Raw genomic sequence first — 19,173 nt, forward strand, 5'->3', positions numbered from 1 at the left:
CCATCGATACAGGTACTCCTGCCTGCGCGGGGATCTGGAACTGGATCGTTCCGCGCGGAGGATCGCGCACGGTGGTCGTCAAGATCGACTCCGTGATCGCGGCCACTCCTGTACCTGTATCGTTCGCCACAGGACGAACGTTGCCTGCAATTGAAGGGGAACGGATCAATTGGGTGCGACGAACGGACACCGGACGAACGGGACCCGCAAGCTCAACAGGGTCGTGATTCGCTTCGCCGGTGACTCCGGTGACGGCATGCAGCTGACCGGCGACCGGTTCACCTCGGAGGCCGCGGCCTTCGGGAACGACCTGGCCACGCTGCCGAACTTCCCGGCCGAGATCCGGGCCCCCGCAGGCACGCTCCCGGGCGTGTCGAGCTTCCAGCTCCACTTCGCCGACTACGACATCCTCACGCCCGGCGACCGGCCGGACGTGCTGGTGGCGATGAACCCGGCGGCGCTGAAGTCGAACCTCGGCGATCTTCCGCATGGTGGGATCCTGATCGTCAACACCGACGAGTTCACCAAGCGCAACCTCACCAAGGTCGGCTACGAGGGCGACCCGCTGGAGGGCGAGGTCCTCGACGAGCTGTACGCGGTGCACCGGGTGGCGATGGGGACGTTGACCCAGGGCGCGCTGGCGGACACCGGACTGGGCAAGAAGGACGCCGAGCGCTGCAAGAACATGTTCGCGCTGGGTCTGCTGTCGTGGATGTACCACCGGCCGACCGAGGGCACCGAGCGGTTCCTGCGGGAGAAGTTCGCCCGCAAGCCCGACATCGCCGAGGCCAACGTGCTGGCCTTCCGCGCGGGCTGGAACTACGGCGAGACGACCGAGTCGTTCGCGGTGACCTACGAGGTCGCTCCGGCCAAGCTGCCGGAGGGCACCTACCGGCAGATCACCGGCAACACCGCCCTGGCCTACGGGATCGTGGCCGCTGGGCAGCGCAGCAAGCTTCCGGTGTTCCTGGGCACCTACCCGATCACCCCGGCCTCGGACGTGCTGCACGAGCTGGCCAAGCACAAGAACTTCGGCGTCACCACCTTCCAGGCCGAGGACGAGATCGCCGGTGTCGGTGCCGCTCTGGGGGCCTCCTTCGGCGGTTCGCTGGGCGTGACGACCACATCGGGTCCGGGTCTGGCGCTGAAGTCGGAGACGATCGGTCTGGCGGTGGCGCTGGAGCTGCCGCTGCTGGTGTGCGACATCCAGCGAGGCGGCCCGTCGACGGGTCTGCCGACCAAGACCGAGCAGGCCGACCTGTTGCAGGCGCTCTACGGGCGCAACGGCGAGTCGCCGGTGCCGGTGCTGGCGCCGTGCTCGCCGGCGGATTGCTTCGAGATCGCGATGGAGGCGGTGCGGGTCGCGCTGGAGTATCGGACGCCGGTGCTGCTGCTGTCCGACGGGGCGATCGCCAACGGTTCCGAGCCGTGGCTGATCCCGGACGTGACGTCGCTGCCGGACCTGAGCGTGGAGTTCGCCACCGAACCCAACGCCACCGACGGCTCGGGCGAGTTCTGGCCCTACGTGCGCGACGAGGAGACCCTCGCCCGCGACTGGGCGGTTCCGGGCACGCCGGGGCTGGAGCACCGGGTCGGCGGTCTGGAGAAGGCCGACGGCAAGGGCAACATCTCCTACGACCCGGACAACCACGACCACATGGTCCGGTTGCGGCAGCGCAAGATCGACGGCGTGACCGTCCCCGACCTCACCGTCGACGACCCGTCCGGTGAGGCCCGGGTGCTGGTGCTGGGCTGGGGATCGTCGTTCGGCCCGATCGGCGCGGCGTGCCGCCGGGTGCGGGCGCAGGGCTTGCAGGTCGCGCAGGCGCACCTGCGGTACCTCAACCCGATGCCGGCCAACCTCGGCGAGGTGCTGCGCGGCTACGACAGGGTGATCGTGCCGGAGATGAACCTCGGCCAGCTGGCGATGCTGCTGCGCGCCCGCTACCTCGTCGACGTGCAGTCCTACACCAAGGTCGCCGGTCTGCCCTTCCAAGCCGAAGAACTGCAGAACGTGCTCACCGATGTCTTGCAGGGGGTGTCCGCGTGACCGCCACCGAGCTGGGAATGCCGTCGCTCGGCGGACTGGCCGGGGTGCCGGCCGCCGATGCGCCGCAGAAGGCCAAGGACTTCAAGTCCGACCAGGAGGTCCGCTGGTGCCCGGGGTGCGGCGACTACGTCGTGCTCAACGCGGTGCAGAGCTTCCTGCCGTCGTTGGGGCTCAAGCGCGAGAACATCGTGTTCGTCTCGGGCATCGGCTGCTCCAGCCGGTTCCCGTACTACATGAACACCTACGGGATGCACTCCATCCACGGACGTGCCCCGGCCATCGCGACGGGTCTGGCGACCTCGCGGCCGGACCTGTCGGTGTGGGTGGTCACCGGTGACGGCGACGCGCTGTCCATCGGCGGCAACCACCTGATCCACGCGTTGCGCCGCAACGTGAACCTGAAGATCCTGCTGTTCAACAACCGGATCTACGGTCTCACCAAGGGCCAGTACTCGCCGACCAGCGAGGTCGGCAAGGTCACCAAGTCGACCCCGGCCGGTTCGCTGGACTACCCGTTCAACCCGGTGTCGCTGGCCCTGGGTGCGGAGGCGTCGTTCGTGGCGCGGGTGATCGACTCCGATCGCGCGAGCGTCACCGAGACGCTCAAGGCCGCCGCCGAGCACCGGGGCAGCGCGCTGGTGGAGATCTACCAGAACTGCCCGATCTTCAACGACGGCGCCTTCGACGTCCTCAAGGACAACGAGGAGAAGGAACGCCGGATCGTCTCGCTCACCCACGGCGAGCCGATCGTGTTCGGACCGGAGGACGAGCGCTACGGCGTCGTGCAGGGCCCGGACGGGCTCCGCGTCGCCAAGCTGTCCGAAGTGGACACCTCCGACGTCGTGGTGCACGACGCCGAGCGCGAGGACCCGTCGCTGGCCTTCGCCCTGTCCCGCCTCGGCGGCCAGGACCTAAGCCCGGCGATCACCGGCGTCTTCCGCAACACCGTCCGCCCCACCTACGACGACCTCGCCCGCGAGCAGGTCGCCCAGGCGGCGGATTCCAAGCCCGCGGACCTGCAGAAGCTGCTCAACGGCAACGACACCTGGACCATCTGAGGCGAACCCGGTGACGTCGAAGAGCCCTACCGAGCGGTGGGGCTCTTCGCATGTCGAGCTCTCAGCGGGTCACAGGACCGCCTCGATGAGGTGCGGGCCCGATTCGGTGAAGGCGCGGCTCAGGGCGGCGCGGAGTTCCTCGCCGGTGGTGGCGCGGGTGGCGTCCACGCCGAAGCCCCTGGCCAGCTGCAGCCAGTCGAGGGCCGGATCGGCGAGGCTGGTCATGGACGCCGCGGCGGCGCCGGGATCGTCGATGCCCGCGCGCCGGAGCTCCTCGTCGAGGATGCGGTAGCGCGAGTTGGAGCAGATCACCGTGGTGACGTCGAGCTTCTCGCGCGCTTGGGTCCACAGCGCCTGGACGGTGTAGGCGGCGCTGCCGTCGGCCTGCAGGTTGATCACCGCGCGGTCCGGGCAGGCGATCGCGGCACCGGTGGCCACCGGCATCCCCATGCCGATGGCACCGCCGGTCTGCGAGAGCTCGCTGTGCGCGGGCGCGGCGTCGGCGATCGCGGGATAGGCCGCCGAGGACGAGACGCCCTCGTTGACGATGATCGCGTTCTCCGGCTGGGTCAGCACGATCGCCGCTGCGATCGCGTCGGCGTCCAGCGCGCCCGTCGGAGCCGTCACCTGGGGACGCTGTGCCTGCGGGAGCTTCTCGGCCGCGCTGTCGGTCGCCTCGGCGAGCGCGGCCAGGGCGTGGAGGGCGTCGGCGTCGGCATCGGCCAGCTCGTGGACCTTCACACCGTCGGGCAGCGGATGGCTGGGCTGGCCCTTGTAGCCGAAGAACGACACCGGCGTGCGGGCCCCGACGAGGATCAGATCGGAGAATCCCTCGAACGTGGCGCTCATGGCCTCCGGGAAGTAGGGCAGCATCCGCACCGGAGGAATCCCCGGACCGCGCTCCACGCGGGCGCTTCCGCGCTCGGCGAGCACCTCGCCACCGGCCTTCGCCGCGATGCGCACGGCGGTGCGGATCCCCTCGGGGTTCTCCAGCGCCTGCCCGCCCAGCAGCAGCACCGGGCGGCGCCCGGAGGAGAGCACCTTGGCGATCTCGGCGACCCGCTGCTCGTCCACCTGCGGGCGGTCGGGCGCGGCGGGCACCTCGACCGGCATGGCGCCCTGGCCCCACATGTGGTCGGCCGCGGCGATGAGCGTCGCGGGAAGCCGGTCTCGCAGCGCCGCCAGGTACGCCTCGGCGAACTCGCCCGCCGCGGTCGAGGCCGAGGTCGTCCGCCCCACCCAGCCCGACACCGGACGCGCCAACGACTCGATGTCGCTGTTGAGCGGGGCGTCGGCCGACTGGTGCCAGGACGCGTGCTCGCCGATCAGGTTGATGATCGGGGTGCGAGCGCGACGCGCGTTGTGCAGGTTCGCGATGCCGTTGGCGAATCCCGGCCCGAGGTGCAGCAGCGTCAGCGCGGGCTTGCCGGTCATCCGGCCGTAGCCGTCGGCCGCACCGGTCACCACGCCCTCGGACAGTCCCAGCACCGCGCGGACCCCGGATTCCTGGTCGAAGGCCTCGACCAGCGGGATCTCGGTGGTGCCGGGATTGGCGAAGCAGAGGTCGACACCGGCGGCAGCTGCGGTGGCCAGCAGGCCTTCGGAACCCTTCACGAGCACTCCTACGGCGCGTCGGAAACCCGGACCGATCTCATGCTCACCGCCCGGACGACGACCGGCAAGACGTCACTCGGGGTGCGCGAGCAGGTGCTGCAGCAGCAGCCGGGTCAGCGACTCGGGCGCCTCCTCGGGGATCCAGTGCGAGACCTCCTGCAGCATCTCGAACCGGTACGGGCCGGTGACGTGCTGCTCGGTGGCCAGCGCGGCGGTCGACCCGACGGCGACGTCCTCGGTGCTCCACACGAACAGGGTCGGCACGGTGATCGGGCCGATCTCCTCGTTGAACCGCGAGGCCCGGTACCAGTTGAGCGCCCCGGTGAGCGCGCCCGGCTCGGTGAGCCGCTGCACGTAGTCGTCGACGTGGTGCTCGGGAACGCCGGGGTAGTAGATGCGGCGCAGCTTGGCGGCGTTGTCGGCCAGCAGCGTCTTCTCCGCCGTGGAGGAGCGCAGCGCCTGCATGTAGGCCGAGCGCTGCTGCTGGTCCTCGTCCTCGCGGACCGCCTGGGTGAAGGCGTCCAGGTGCGGGATCGACACCGCTGTGAGCGTGCGGATCCGGTCGGGGTGCTCCGCCGCGGTGGACCAGGCTACCGCCGCGCCCCAGTCGTGCCCGACCAGGTCGAAGCGGTCCCAACCGAAGTGGTCGGCGATGGCCAGCACGTCACCGACGAGCTCGTTCATGCGGTAGTCGGCGACCTGCTCCGGGCGCACGCCGGGGGAGTAGCCGCGCTGATCGGGTGCGACGGCGAAGCACTCGGCGCCGCCGAGGACGCCCAGCTGCTCGCTCCACTCGACCGCCGCTTCGGGGAATCCGTGCAGCAGCAGCACTGGGCGCCCTTCCTCGGGGCCCGCGGTCAACGCGTCGAACTTGCCTGCCGGCGTGGGGATCTGGATGTATTCGGCCACGGGCCCCACCCTAACGGTCGTCGGGGGGTGGAGGTTCGCGCTGAAACCTCCACCCCCCGAACGTCAGGCGGTCACCCGGCGAGGCGGTAGCCCCAGCTCCCGGTGTGCGTCTGCCCCGGTCGCAGGACGATCAACCCGTCACCGGTGACGAAAGCGTTGGGCGCCAACGTCATCGGTTCCACGGTCAGCCCCGCCCGGCCCGGCCGGTCGGTGCTGGGATCGTCGTCGGTGTAGACCTGCAGGTACCGGTGGGTCTCGTCCACCCACAGCTCGACGTCGACGTCCGGTCGCCCGAAGCGCACCACCGCTTCACCGCCCGAGTGGTGCAGGCCGGTGAAGGCGGTGTCCATCTTGGTGTCGCCGATGGGCCGCGCGGTGCGGAAGTCGTAGTCGGTGCCCTCCACCTGCGCGGTGCCGGTCGGGATGAGCCGGTCGTTGACCACGTAGTAGGTGTCGGCCGGGATCTCCAGCGCGATGTCGTCGATCCGGGTGCCCGGAGCCGCCGCCAGGTAGGTGTGGTTGGCGGTGCCGAACGGCGCCGGACCGCGTCCGACGTTGGTCGCCGACAGGGTGCTGGAGAAACCGCGATCGTCCACCCGGTACTCGATGCGGAACGCCAGCTGGAACGGGTAGCCGTAGTCCGGCGGCAGGACGTGCTCGAGCACGACCGAATCGGCGCGGTGGTGCACCGGCGACCACTCCACGAAGCTCATCAGCCCGTGCAGCGCGGCATCGCGCTCCGGTTCGTTGATCGCGACCTGCAGTTCCTGGCCCTCGAAGGTGTAGGTGCCGTGGTCGATCCGGTTCGCCCACGGCAGGATCGTCTTGCCCTGGTACCCCTCGCCGACGTCGTCGGGGTCGTGGGTCAGCAGCATCTCCTGGCCGTCTGCCTTCCAGGACAGCATCGAGGCGGCCACGCCGCCGACGACCACCCGATGCTTCCCGGCGCCGATCTCGTAGAGGTGCCCGCTGGCGGTCGGGGGACCGCCGGGCGCGGCCTGCGCGACCCCGGGCAGGGCCGCCATCGCACCGGCCGCTCCTGCGGCCCCCAGCAGGGCACCACGTCTGTTGATCTTCGTTGATCTCATCGGACTCCTCACCGGCTTCCCGCCTCGATGGCGGCGGTGTTGTGCGCGCGCACGGAGGCCACGTCCGGCTTCATGATCTGCCGGTCGTAGGTGAGGAAACCGTTGACCTCGTTCTCCACGTCGGTCGTCTGCGTGTAGATCGCCGCCGACAGGCCGTTGGCCCCGATGATGCGCGCCAGCTCGTCGCTGACCTCGCCGTAGCGCTGGGTCAGCTGCTCCCTGCTCTCGGTCATCTCGTACGCGCTGGGTTCGCCGGGCCACAGGTGGCCCTCCTCGGCCAGGCCCAGCCCGCCGTACTCGCCGTCCACGATCGCCCGGCCGTCGATGACCGTCGGCGCACCCGGCCCCACGTAGGTGTGGTCGTCGTAGATGTCGCCCGCCCCGCTGTCGGGCAGCGAGTAGCAGCAGTTCACCCCGCTGGAGGGGTTGATCAACCGCGTCGGGTCGGTGCGCCGGGTCAGGTCGGTGATCTCGGCGGTGTCGAACTCGCCCCACCCCTCGTTGAACGGCACCCACGCCACGATCGAGGTCGAACTCCGCAGCTGGTCGATGATGTCGACCCACTCGGTGCGGTAGTTGGCCTTCATCTCCTCCGTCGGCGGCGGGCTGTCCTCCGGTGGGATGGCCAGGTCGATCGGCAGCGACGGCATGTCCTGCCAGACCATCAGGCCCAGCCTGTCGGCCCAGTAGTACCAGCGCGCCGGTTCGACCTTGACGTGCTTGCGGACCATGTTGAAGCCCAGTTCTTTGGTCTTGTCCAGGTCGAAGCGCAGCGCCTCGTCGGTCGGCGCGGTGTAGATGCCGTCCGGCCAGTAGCCCTGGTCCAGCGGACCGTGCTGGAACACGATCTTGCCGTTGAGCGCCATCCGCGGCCGGCCCTGCTCGTCGTTGACCAGGCCGGTCGTGCGCAGACCGGTGTAGCTGCCGACCTCGTCGAGAACGGCTCCGTCAGCGCCCAGCAGCCGCACCGTCAGGTCGTAGAGGTACGGGTCGTCGGGCGTCCACAGGTGCGGTTGCGGGACGTCCACGCGCACCGGCTCGCCGGCCGGGCCGCTGGTCCTGGTGGCCTCGTTGCCCTCGGCGTCGCGCACCGCGACCTCGACCTGCTCGCCGTTGTCGGCGGCGGCATCGGCGGTGATGCCGAAACCGGTCAGGTCGGGGGTGATGTCCAGCCCGGTGATGTGCGACGGGGCGACGGGTTCGAGCCAGACGGTCTGCCAGATGCCGGAGGCACCGGTGTAGAGGATGCCCCCGGGGTCGTTGCGCTGCTTGCCCACCGGGTAGGGCTGGGTCTCGTTGCCGTCGGAGACGGCGACGGTGAGCTGTTGCGGCGCGCCGGGTTCGACGGCGTCGGTGATGTCGGCGGAGAACGCGGTGTAGCCGCCTTCGTGCACGGCGACCTGCTTGCCGTTGACCGAGACCTCCGCCCGCTGGTCGACGGCACCGAAGTGCAGGATCAGCCGCTGGCCGGACCAGTCGGCGGGCACGTCGAAGGTGCGCTCGTAGAGCATCTGGTCGTCGTGGCGCTGCACGCCCGAAAGACCGGACTCCGGCGGGTAGGGGACCAGGATCTGCTCGGTGGCGTTGTCGCCGCCGGTGTAGTCCCAGAGGCCGTTGAGGTTCAGCCAGCGCTCGCGGGTCAGCTGCGGGCGCGGGTACTCGGGCAGGGCGTTGTCGGGGCCGACCTGGTCGGTCCACGGCGTGGTCAGCGGTGGTGCCTCGGGTTGCCAGGCTGGTTCGGGTGCGGCCATGGAAGCGGGTACTCCGGAGAAGATGAGCAGGACAGCGGTGGCAATCGTTGTGACAGGTCGGAACACGGTGTCCTCCTTGACGCCGGAAATTCCGAAAGAAAATCACCAGTAATCAACAACAATGACCACAACCGCACGAGGAGTCAACGCCGACGAGCCAGGACCCGCACATCGGAGCAATCGGCTCGGCTCGTCGGAGTGGCCGAGCCCGTCGTGGACATGGTCCACTTCTTGCCCCGGCAGCGCAGCCGAGACGAAAAGGGGGCCGGAGTGTTCGGCGAAGCGACGGCGAGTACGCCTGGTGAGACGTTCCTGGCCGCACGCGACTACCTGCTGCGGCATCGCGAGGACTACGACGTGGCGAGGCAGGGGTTCAGCTGGCCCCGCTTCGAGGATTTCAACTGGGCGCTGGAGTGGTTCGACACCATCGCCGAGCGCCGCCCGGACGCCTTGGCGCTGTGGATCGTCGAAGCCGCGGGTGGCGAGCGCAAGATCACCTTCGCGGAGATGACCCGCCGCTCCCACCAGGTCGCCAACTGGCTGCGCGGGCTCGGCGTCGTCCGCGGCGACCGGCTGATCCTGATGCTGGGCAACCAGGTCGAGCTGTGGGAGACGATCCTGGCCGCGATGAAGCTGGGTGCGGTGATCATCCCCGCGACACCGCTGCTGGGTTCGGCGGACCTGCGCGACCGGGTGGAGCGCGGCCGGGCGCGGCACGTGGTGACCACATCGGACGACGCGGTGAAATTCGCCGATGTTCCGGGTAATTACACCCGCATCGCCGTCGGGTCCACGGTGGAGGGATGGCACTCCTACGCCGAAAGCGAGGGAGCGGATGCGGGTTTCACCCCCGATGCGGCGACCCGGGCCGACGACCCGATGCTGCTGTACTTCACCTCGGGCACCACGGCGAAGCCGAAACTCGTTCAGCACACGCACGTCTCGTACCCCGTGGGTCATCTGTCCACGATGTACTGGATCGGCCTGGAGCCAGGGGACGTCCACCTCAACATCTCCTCGCCGGGGTGGGCCAAGCACGCCTGGAGCAACGTCTTCGCGCCGTGGAACGCCTAGGCGACGGTGTTCATCTACAACTACTCGCGCTTCGACCCGGCCGGGCTGCTGGAGCAGATTCAGCGCTGCGCGATCACCAGCTTCTGCGCGCCGCCGACGGTGTGGCGGATGCTCATCCAAGCCGATCTCGGCTCGCTGGGCACCCCGTCGGCGAAGGTCGTCGGGGCCGGTGAACCGCTGAACCCGGAGATCATCGAGCAGGTGCGCCGAGCCTGGGGCGTGACCATCCGGGACGGGTTCGGCCAGACCGAGACCAGCGTCCAGGTCGCCAACACTCCTGGTCAGCAGGTGCGGCCGGGATCGATGGGTCGGGCGCTGCCCGGTTTCGACGTGGTCCTGCTGGACCCGGCGACGGGGGAGGAGGCCGACGAGGGCGAGATCTGCCTGGCCCTGCAGCCCCGGCCGGTGGGCCTGATGACCGGCTACGCCGACGACACCGAGCGCACCGACGAGGTCACCCGCGGCGGCCACTACCACACCGGGGACGTCGGATCCCGGGACGCGGACGGCTACATCACCTACGTCGGGCGCACCGACGACGTGTTCAAGGCCTCCGACTACCGCATCTCGCCCTTCGAGCTGGAGAGCGTCCTGCTGGAGCACGAGGCGGTCGCCGAGGCGGCGGTGGTGCCGGCGCCGGACGACCTGCGGTTGTCGGTGCCCAAGGCCTACGTGGTGCTCGCCGCCGGTCACGAGCCCGACGAGCGCACGGCCGAGTCCATCCTGCGGTTCGCCAGGGAGAACCTCGCGCCGTACAAGCGGGTGCGGAGGCTGGAGTTCCACGAACTTCCCAAGACGATCTCCGGCAAGATCCGGCGGGTGGAGCTGCGAGGCAGGGAGAGCGATTTGCACGATTCGGGGGAGCGTGCGCGGGGCGAGCACCGCGATGAGGACTTCCCCGGCCTCAGGAGCTGACTGAGGGCCGATGACGGCGTGGTCCGGGCCGGGTTCGCTCCCGGTCCGGGCGGTGTCGGCACCGCCCGGGGCGCTGGATCGGTTCGGCGTTCCAGGGGCGGATGCACCGATTGACGGATAGTCCCGAAAAAGCTATGGCGCTGCGGACCGGAAAGCCGTAACATCCGTGCTCCGCTCTTCGATGCAAGGGTTACGGGGAGCAAAAAGTCAACCGCCGCATCGGCTATTCACAAAATCTTTGTCGATCGGAACTCTTGATATGGCGCGGACATTGTGCTATACCGGGCGCGCGGTAGTGTACATCTTCCGGTGTTTTATTGCACTCGCGTGATCGTTATCGGCCTCAAAATCATCTCCAATATCCCCTGGTGGTCGCGCATTTTTTCACCCAGGGTGACAATGGGAATCACGCATTCATCGCATTGCGGTGATTACCGTCACACGTTTGTACGCTTGCTTCGTGATCTCCTTCGCCTAGGTTGGTTAAGCGACGCACGGAAATGCGTCACGCCGGTTGGCAAGGGTGCCGACCGAGTGCGATCGGCGTTGGTGCTGCGGCCTTGAGCATTTTCTCGGCTGCCCGCGCCGGTCGGAGGTGTTGCCTTTTTTCGCAGTGGCGACCCGCACGGCCACGGGACAACATGCTCGTGGCACGGATTTGCGCATGCCTGAAGTGCGTGGGCTGGCGCATGACCAACGTGAGTGGTGGGAGTGAAAATGGCCAAGAGCGTGGACGACTTGACTTCTGACGAGGCTGGTTCGCCTGACACGGCCGATCTGGTGGCACGTGAAGAGCAGGTTTTCGGCGAAAATCCGTTGGAGGTTCGCGAGTCGGACCACTACACCCACGAGTACGTCGGTGGATTCGTGGAGAAGTGGGATGATCTGATCGACTGGAAGAAGCGCTACGAGAGCGAGGGCAGCTTCTTCATCGACCAGCTCAAGGCTCGTGGAGTCAAGTCCGTCCTGGATGTGGCCACCGGAACCGGGTTCCACTCGGTCCGGCTGCTGGAGGAGGGCTTCGAGACCGTCTCCGCTGACGGCAGCCCGCAGATGCTGGCCAAAGCATTCCAGAACGGGCTCGAGTACGGCGGGCACATTCTGCGCGTCGTGCACGCCGACTGGCGCTGGCTGAATCGTGACGTCCACGGCGAATACGACGCGATCATTTGCCTCGGGAACTCGTTCACGCACCTGTTCTCGGAGCGGGATCGGCGCAAGACCCTGGCCGAGTTCTACGCCATGCTGAAGCACGACGGCGTTCTGATCATCGATCAGCGGAATTACGACTCAATTCTGGACGACGGCTTCAGCTCGAAGCACACCTATTACTACGCGGGTGAGGACGTTTCCGCCGAGCCGGACTACGTCGACGAGGGTCTGGCGAGGTTCAAGTACACCTTCCCGGACAAATCTGAATTCTTCCTGAACATGTACCCGCTTCGGAAGAATTACGTCCGCCGCCTCATGCGCGAGGTCGGGTTCCAGCGGATCGACACCTACGGCGACTTCCAGGAGACCTACCAGGAAGGCGAGCCGGACTTCTACATCCACGTCGCGGAGAAGAAGTACGTCGAAGAAGACGATCTTGCCGACGTCTACTCGACCGCGGTGCACACCGCCCGCGACTACTACAACTCCGAAGACGCCGACAATTTCTACTACCACGTCTGGGGCGGCAACGACATTCACGTCGGCCTCTACGAGACCCCGGACCAGGACATCGACACCGCCTCCCGGCGCACCGTCGAGCGGATGGCCTCCAAGGTCGACATCACCCCGGACACCAGGATCCTCGACATCGGCGCGGGCTACGGCGGCGCGGCCCGCTACCTGGCCAAGACCTACGGCTGCAAGGTCTCCTGCCTGAACCTCTCCGAGGTGGAGAACGCCCGGAACGTCGAGTTCAACCGGGCCCAGGGGCTCGACGAGCTCATCGAGGTCAAGGACGGTTCCTTCGAGGACATCCCGTTCCAGGACAACGCCTTCGACATCGTCTGGTCGCAGGACGCGATCCTGCACAGCGGTGACCGCCCGCGCGTGCTGGAGGAGGTCAGCCGCGTCCTCAAGCCGACCGGGTCGTTCCTGTTCACCGACCCGATGGCCGCCGACTCCGCCAAGCGCTCGGAGCTCGGCCCGATCCTCGATCGGCTGAGCCTGGACACGATGGGGTCGCCCGGCTTCTACCGCCGTGAGCTGGCCCGACTGGGTCTGCAGACCTTCGAGTTCGACGACCTGACCGAGTACCTGGCCATCCACTACGGCCGAGTCCTGCAGGAGCTGGAATCGCGAGAGGGTGATCTTGCCGACAAGATCAGTGACGCCTACCGCGCCAAGATGAAGACCGGCCTCAAGAACTGGGTGTCGGGGGGCAAGGCGGGGAACCTCGCGTGGGGCATCATTCACGCCCGAGTGTGAGGTCCCCCGGGTAAACAACCTGACTACCGTACGCAAGGATCAAAGCTGCAAAGCTTGTGAGGTGAGGAGCAGTCGTGAGTGAGATCAACCGCCGGTTGTTCACCAGTGAGTCGGTGACCGAGGGCCACCCGGACAAGATGTGCGACGCGATCAGCGACTCGATCCTGGACGCGATGCTGGCCCAGGACCCGGCTTCGCGCGTCGCCGTGGAGACCCTGGTCACCACCGGCCAGGTGCACGTCGCCGGCGAGGTCACCACGAAGGCCTACGTCGACATCCCGACCCTGGTCCGCGAGAAGGTCCTGGAGATCGGTTACGACTCGTCGGTGAAGGGCTTCGACGGCGCTTCCTGCGGTGTGAACGTGGCCATCGGTCAGCAGTCCCCGGACATCGCCCAGGGTGTCGACGAGGCGCACGAGAAGCGCGTCGAGGGCAGCGAGGACGAGATCGCCAAGCAGGGCGCTGGCGACCAGGGCCTGATGTTCGGCTACGCCTGCAACGACACCGACGAGCTGGCGCCGCTGCCGATCACGCTGGCGCACCGCATGTCGCGTCGCCTGACCAACGTCCGCAAGGACGGCACGCTGCCGTACCTGCGCGCCGACGGCAAGACCCAGGTGACCATCGAGTACGCCGGTGACCAGGCCGTTCGCCTGGACACCGTGGTGCTCTCGACGCAGCACGCCGAGGAGATCGACCTCGACGGCCAGCTGGTCGGCGACATCCAGAAGCACGTCATCGCGCCGGAGCTGGAGCGGGCCGGTCTGGACTCGGGCGACGCCCGCGTGCTGATCAACCCGACCGGTCGCTTCGTCGTCGGTGGCCCCATGGGTGACGCCGGTCTGACCGGCCGCAAGATCATCGTCGACACCTACGGCGGCATGGCCCGCCACGGCGGTGGCGCCTTCTCGGGCAAGGACCCGTCGAAGGTCGACCGCTCCGCGGCCTACGCCATGCGCTGGGTGGCCAAGAACGCGGTCGCCGCCGGTCTGGCCGGCCGCATCGAGGTCCAGGTCGCCTACGCGATCGGCAAGGCCGCCCCGGTCGGGCTGTTCGTGGAGACCTTCGGCACCGAGAACGTCGACCCGGTCAAGATCCAGGCCGCGGTCAACGAGGTCTTCGACCTGCGTCCCGGCGCCATCGTCCGTGACCTCGACCTCCTTCGGCCCATCTACGCCCCGACCGCGGCTTACGGTCACTTCGGGCGCAGCGACGTCGACCTGCCGTGGGAGAAGACCGACCGCGCCGAGGCGCTCAAGAGCGCTGCCGGTCTGTAAGAGCGGAACGGCGAACGCAGCGGTGCCGACCGGCACCTGAGGCGACCCTCCTGCCCCCGGACGCCTCGACGGATGCATGTCAGTGCACGACGTCGAGGCGTCCTCGCAGGAGAACCGGCCTCCGGGTCCGCGACGGTGCACGCTGCAGGTGGCCAGGCGAGCGGCGGTTGCGCCGCCTGCCTCGGCCGCGAGCCACTCCACGTGTCCTCCGGGCACTACCGACGAAGCTGTCGCAGGCTGCGGGGCGCCGCCCGCCCGGGAGTTCCCCGCAGCCTGCCCTGGTGAAGGAGTTATTGAAGTGCGGATTGCGGTGACCGGTTCGATCGCCACCGACCACCTGATGTCCTACCCCGGTAGGTTCACCGACCAGCTCGTGGCCGACCGGCTGGAGCAGGTCTCGCTGTCGTTCCTGGTGGACGAGCTGGAGGTGCGTCGCGGCGGCATCGCCGGCAACATCACCTTCGGCCTCGGCAAGCTGGGTGTGACCTCGACGCTGGTGGGCGCCGTCGGGCAGGACTTCAACGACTATCGCGCGTGGCTGGACCGGCACGGCGTGGACACCGAGTCCGTGCACGTTTCGGAGACCAAGCACACTGCGCGCTTCCTGTGCACGACCGACACCGATCTCAACCAGATCGCCTCGTTCTACGCCGGTGCGATGGCCGAGGCCCGTGAGATCGAGCTGAAGCCCGTCGCCGACCGCCTCGGTGGTCTCGACATCGTCGTCATCTCGGCCAACGACCCCGAGGCGATGGTGCGCCACACCGAGGAGTGCCGGGACCGCGGCTACGACTTCCTCGCCGACCCGGGCCAGCAGCTGGCCCGCATGGAAGGCGACGACATCCGTAAACTCGTGGACGGCGCGCAGTACCTGTTCACCAACGAGTACGAGCACGGCCTCCTGCTGCAGAGCACCGGCTGGACCAAGGACGAGGTCCTGGGCCGCGTCGGCAAGTGGGCCACCTCGCTCGGCGCGAAGGGCGTCCAGGTCGAGGCCAAGGGCGAGCCGACGCTGCTGGTCGAGCCCCCGAAGGAGAAGCAGAAGGGCGACCCGACCGGTGTTGGCGACGCGCTTCGCGCCGGCTTCCTCGCGGGCCTGAAGGGCGGCCTGAGCCTGGAGCGCTCGCTGCAGCTGGGCTGCACGCTGGCGACCGTCTCGCTGGAGACCGACGGCCCGCAGGAATACGACGTCGAGCGGGATTCGTTCCTCGCTCGCATCGCCGAGGCCTACGGCGACGAGGCTGCCGCCGAGGTCGGGCCGAAGCTGCGCTGACGAACGGGGAGTAGCGGCATGTCAGACCACGATCCCAGCGGGTTCCTGTCCGCCATCGACGAGCGCGTGCTCGTCGCCGATGGCGGCATGGGAACCGCGTTGCAAGCCTACGACCTCAGCTTGGACGACTTCGCCAACCTGGAGGGCTGCAACGAGATCCTCAACGTGACCCGGCCCGACGTGGTGTCCTCGATCTACCGGGGTTACCTCGAAGCGGGCTCGGACGCGATCGAGACCAACACCTTCGGCGCCAACTGGGCCAACCTGGCCGAGTACGACATCCCGGAGCGCATCCGGGAGCTGGCCGAGGTGGGCTCGCGACTGGCCCGGGAGGCCGCCGACGAGTTCTCCACGGCGGACCGCAAGCGGTTCGTGCTGGGCTCGATGGGACCGGGCACCAAGCTGCCCACCCTGGGTCACGCCCCCTACGCGAAGCTGCGCGACGCCTACTACGAGCAGGCGCTGGGCATGCTCGACGGCGGTATCGACGTCTTCCTGGTCGAGACCTCGCAGGACCTGCTGCAGACCAAGGCCTCGATCGTGGGCGCCAAGCGCGCGATGGCCCAGACGGGCCAGAAGCTGCCGATCATCGCGCAGGTCACGGTGGAGACCACCGGCACGATGCTGGTCGGTTCCGAGATCGGCGCGGCGCTGACCGCGCTGGAACCGCTCGGCATCGACCTGATCGGCATGAACTGCGCGACGGGTCCGGCCGAGATGAGCGAGCACCTGCGGGTGCTGGCCCAGAACTCGCGCATCCCGCTGTCGGTGATGCCCAACGCCGGCCTCCCGGAGCTGGGACCCAACGGTGCGGTGTACCCGCTGCAGCCCGAGGAGCTGGCCGAGGCCCTGTCGGGCTTCGTGCGCGACTACGGCGCACGGCTGGTCGGTGGCTGCTGCGGCACGACCAACGACCACGTCCGCGCGGTGGCCGAGGCCGTGGGCGGCACCACCCCCACCCAGCGCACGCCGGAGATCATCCCGTCGGTGTCCTCGGTGTACCAGAGCGTCCCGTTCGAGCAGGACGCCTCGATCCTCAACGTCGGTGAGCGCACCAACGCCAACGGGTCGAAGGCGTTCCGCGAGGCGATGCTCGAGGAGCGCTACGAGGACTGCGTCGAGATCGCCAAGGCCCAGACCCGCGAGGGCGCGCACATGCTCGACCTGTGCGTGGACTACGTGGGCCGCGACGGCACGCACGACATGCGGGAGCTGGCCTCGCGGCTGGCCACCGCCTCGACGTTGCCGATCATGGTCGACTCCACCGAGCCCGACGTGATCGAGGCCGGTCTGGAGCACCTGGGCGGGCGCTGCGCGGTCAACTCGGTCAACTACGAGGACGGCACCGAGCCGGGCGGCCGGTTCCACCGCGTCATGGAGATGGTCCGCGAGCACGGTGCGACCGTCGTGGTCACCTGCATCGACGAGGAAGGCCAGGCGCGCACCAAGGACTGGAAGCTGCGCGTCGCCGAGCGGATGATCGAGGACCTGACCACCAACTGGGGTCTGGACGAGTCCGCGATCATCATCGACTGCCTGGTCTTCCCGATCACCACCGGTCAGGAAGAGGTCCGCAAGGACGCCATCGAGACGATCGAGGCCATCAAGGAGCTCAAGCAGCGCCACCCGGCCGTGCAGACCACCTTGGGTCTGTCCAACGTGTCCTTCGGCCTGAACCCGGCCGCGCGCCAGGTTCTCAACTCGGTGTTCCTCAACGAGTGCCGCGAGGCCGGGCTGGACTCGGCGATCGTGAACTCCTCGAAGATCCTGCCGATGAACAAGATCGACGAGGAGCCGCGCAAGGTCGCCCTGGACCTGGTCTACGACCGGCGCGAAGGCGAGTACGACCCGCTGCAGAAGCTCATGGAGCTCTTCGAGGGTCAGACCGCCAAGTCCTCCAGCGCCTCGCGCGCCGAGGAGCTGGCCAAGCTCCCGCTGTTCGAGCGCCTGCAGAAGCGGATCATCGACGGTGAGCGCAACGGCCTCGAGGACGACCTCGAAGCCGGCATGCAGGAGAAGGCCCCGCTGCAGATCATCAACGAGGACCTGCTCGGCGGCATGAAGGTCGTCGGTGACCTCTTCGGCTCCGGCCAGATGCAGCTGCCGTTCGTGCTGCAGTCGGCCGAGGTCATGAAGGCGGCGGTGGCCTACCTCGAACCGCACATGGAGAAGGACGACTCCGGCGGCAAGGGCAAGCTGCTGCTGGCCACGGTCAAGGGCGACGTCCACGACATCGGCAAGAACCTGGTCGACATCATCGTCTCCAACAACGGCTACGACGTGGTCAACATCGGCATCAAGCAGCCGATCAACGCCATCATCGAGGCCGCCGAGGAGCACAAGGTCGACGCGATCGGCATGTCCGGTCTGCTGGTGAAGTCCACCGTGATCATGAAGGACAACCTGCAGGAGATGAACTCCCGCGGGATCTCCGACAAGTACCCGGTGATGCTCGGTGGCGCGGCGCTGACCCGCTCCTTCGTGGAGCAGGACCTCGACGAGGTCTACGAGGGCGACGTCCGCTACGCCAAGGACGCCTTCGAGGGCCTGCACCTGATGGACCGCCTGATGGCCATCAAACGCGGTGACTCCCCGGAGGAGGACGCCGCTGAGGAGGCCAAGAAGGCCGAGCGCAAGGAGCGCCGCGCGCGTTCCCAGCGCATCGCCGAGAAGCGCAAGGCCGAGGCCGGTGACGAGCCGGGCTACGACGACACGACGCGGTCCGACGTGGCCGCCGACGTCGAGGTCCCGACTCCGCCGTTCTGGGGCTCGAAGGTGGTCAAGGGAGTCGCGGTCAACGACTACCTGCAGCTGCTGGACGAGCGGGCCACGTTCTTCGGCCAGTGGGGTCTGCGCGGCGCCAAGAAGGGCGAGGGTGCCACCTACGAGGAACTCGTCGAGACCGAGGGCCGGCCGCGGCTGCGCCACTGGATCGACGAGCTGTCCACGCAGGGCATCCTGCAGCACGCGGCGGTGGTCTACGGCTACTTCCCGTGCGTCACCGAGGGCAACCACCTCGTCGTGCTGGACAAGGAGGAGCCCGACGCCCAGGAGCGGCACCGGTTCTTCTTCCCGCGGCAGAAGCGCGACCGCCGGCTGTGCCTGGCCGACTTCTTCCGCACGCGGGAGCAGGCCGAGCAGACCGGACAGGTCGACGTGCTGCCGATCCAGCTGGTGACCATGGGCCAGCCGATCGCCGACTTCGCCAACGAGCTGTTCGCCAAGAACGCCTACCGGGACTACCTGGAGGTGCACGGCATGGGCGTGCAGCTCACCGAGGCGCTGGCCGAGTACTGGCACCGCCGCGTGCGGCGCGAGATGGCCTGGGCCAACGGCGGGAACGTGGCGCAGGAAGACCCCTCCGACGTGCGGGAGTTCTTCAAGCTCGGTTACCGGGGCGCCCGCTACTCCTTCGGGTACGGCGCGTGCCCGGACATCGAGGACCGGGCCAAGCTGGTCGACCTCCTGGAGGCCGAGCGCATCGGCGTCGTGCTCTCCGAGGAGTTCCAGCTGCACCCCGAGCAGTCCACGGACGCGATCATCGCGCACCACCCGGAAGCCAAGTACTTCAACACCTGATTCCGCTGTCCATCAGCTGCTGATCAGTAAGAAACAGAAGGGAAGTCATGAGCGTCAAGTTGCAGAAGGTCAACGGCCTGGAGTTCGCCGTGAAGGATCTGGGTTTGGCCGAGGCGGGTCGGCACCAGATTCGGTTGGCCGAGCACGAGATGCCGGGTCTGATGGCC

At 68.2% G+C, this 19,173-nt stretch carries 11 protein-coding genes and 1 pseudogene; 8 read left to right on the forward strand and 4 right to left on the reverse strand.

The window, feature by feature from the left end; translation table 11 throughout:
* Positions 1 to 169 precede the first annotated feature (169 nt).
* Entirely contained in the window at positions 170 to 2,050 is a 1,881-nt protein-coding gene (locus E1181_RS18160; protein WP_132676330.1) for a 2-oxoacid:acceptor oxidoreductase subunit alpha, read from the forward strand.
* On the forward strand, positions 2,047 to 3,108 hold the full coding sequence (locus tag E1181_RS18165) for a 2-oxoacid:ferredoxin oxidoreductase subunit beta (protein ID WP_132676332.1): 1,062 nt from the start codon (positions 2,047 to 2,049) through the stop codon (positions 3,106 to 3,108). Before E1181_RS18160 ends, E1181_RS18165 begins: the two co-directional genes overlap by 4 nt.
* A 69-nt stretch (positions 3,109 to 3,177) precedes the next feature.
* Here the strand turns inward: E1181_RS18165 and E1181_RS18170 are convergent, their stop codons facing one another.
* The 4 genes from E1181_RS18170 to E1181_RS18185 all read right to left on the reverse strand — a co-directional run bounded on the left by E1181_RS18170 (position 3,178) and on the right by E1181_RS18185 (position 8,470).
* Complete coding sequence (locus E1181_RS18170) at positions 3,178 to 4,722, reverse strand: acetolactate synthase large subunit (protein ID WP_132676334.1); 1,545 nt, start codon at positions 4,720 to 4,722, stop codon at positions 3,178 to 3,180.
* A gap of 72 nt (positions 4,723 to 4,794) precedes the next feature.
* Positions 4,795 to 5,631, reverse strand: a complete 837-nt coding sequence (locus tag E1181_RS18175; RefSeq protein WP_132676336.1) for an alpha/beta fold hydrolase — start codon at positions 5,629 to 5,631, stop codon at positions 4,795 to 4,797.
* A gap of 71 nt (positions 5,632 to 5,702) precedes the next feature.
* Complete coding sequence (locus E1181_RS18180) at positions 5,703 to 6,719, reverse strand: aldose 1-epimerase family protein (RefSeq protein WP_132676338.1); 1,017 nt, start codon at positions 6,717 to 6,719, stop codon at positions 5,703 to 5,705.
* Between the two features lie 8 nt (positions 6,720 to 6,727).
* Positions 6,728 to 8,470 (reverse strand): glycoside hydrolase family 2 protein, encoded by a 1,743-nt coding sequence (locus tag E1181_RS18185; protein ID WP_132676340.1) that lies wholly within the window; start codon positions 8,468 to 8,470, stop codon positions 6,728 to 6,730.
* Between the two features lie 219 nt (positions 8,471 to 8,689).
* On the opposite strand from E1181_RS18185, the pseudogene E1181_RS18190 reads away from it, so the two are divergent.
* From E1181_RS18190 to E1181_RS18215, 6 genes and pseudogenes are all read left to right on the forward strand, one after another.
* A pseudogene (locus E1181_RS18190) lies at positions 8,690 to 10,459 on the forward strand (AMP-binding protein).
* A 717-nt stretch (positions 10,460 to 11,176) separates the two neighbouring features.
* Positions 11,177 to 12,877 (forward strand): glycine/sarcosine N-methyltransferase, encoded by a 1,701-nt coding sequence (locus tag E1181_RS18195; RefSeq protein WP_132676342.1) that lies wholly within the window; start codon positions 11,177 to 11,179, stop codon positions 12,875 to 12,877.
* Between the two features lie 74 nt (positions 12,878 to 12,951).
* A complete protein-coding gene (metK, locus tag E1181_RS18200; protein ID WP_132676344.1) occupies positions 12,952 to 14,154 on the forward strand; it encodes a methionine adenosyltransferase in 1,203 nt (400 codons plus the stop codon).
* A 298-nt stretch (positions 14,155 to 14,452) separates the two neighbouring features.
* Positions 14,453 to 15,427 (forward strand): carbohydrate kinase family protein, encoded by a 975-nt coding sequence (locus E1181_RS18205; protein WP_132676346.1) that lies wholly within the window; start codon positions 14,453 to 14,455, stop codon positions 15,425 to 15,427.
* Between the two features lie 18 nt (positions 15,428 to 15,445).
* Entirely contained in the window at positions 15,446 to 19,006 is a 3,561-nt protein-coding gene (metH, locus tag E1181_RS18210) for a methionine synthase (RefSeq protein ID WP_132676348.1), read from the forward strand.
* A 47-nt stretch (positions 19,007 to 19,053) separates the two neighbouring features.
* On the forward strand, positions 19,054 to 19,173 hold a 120-nt coding region (locus E1181_RS18215), incomplete at its 3' end, for an adenosylhomocysteinase (RefSeq protein ID WP_132676350.1).

This window comes from Saccharopolyspora terrae, from assembly GCF_004348435.1.
Taxonomy (GTDB): domain Bacteria; phylum Actinomycetota; class Actinomycetes; order Mycobacteriales; family Pseudonocardiaceae; genus Saccharopolyspora; species Saccharopolyspora endophytica.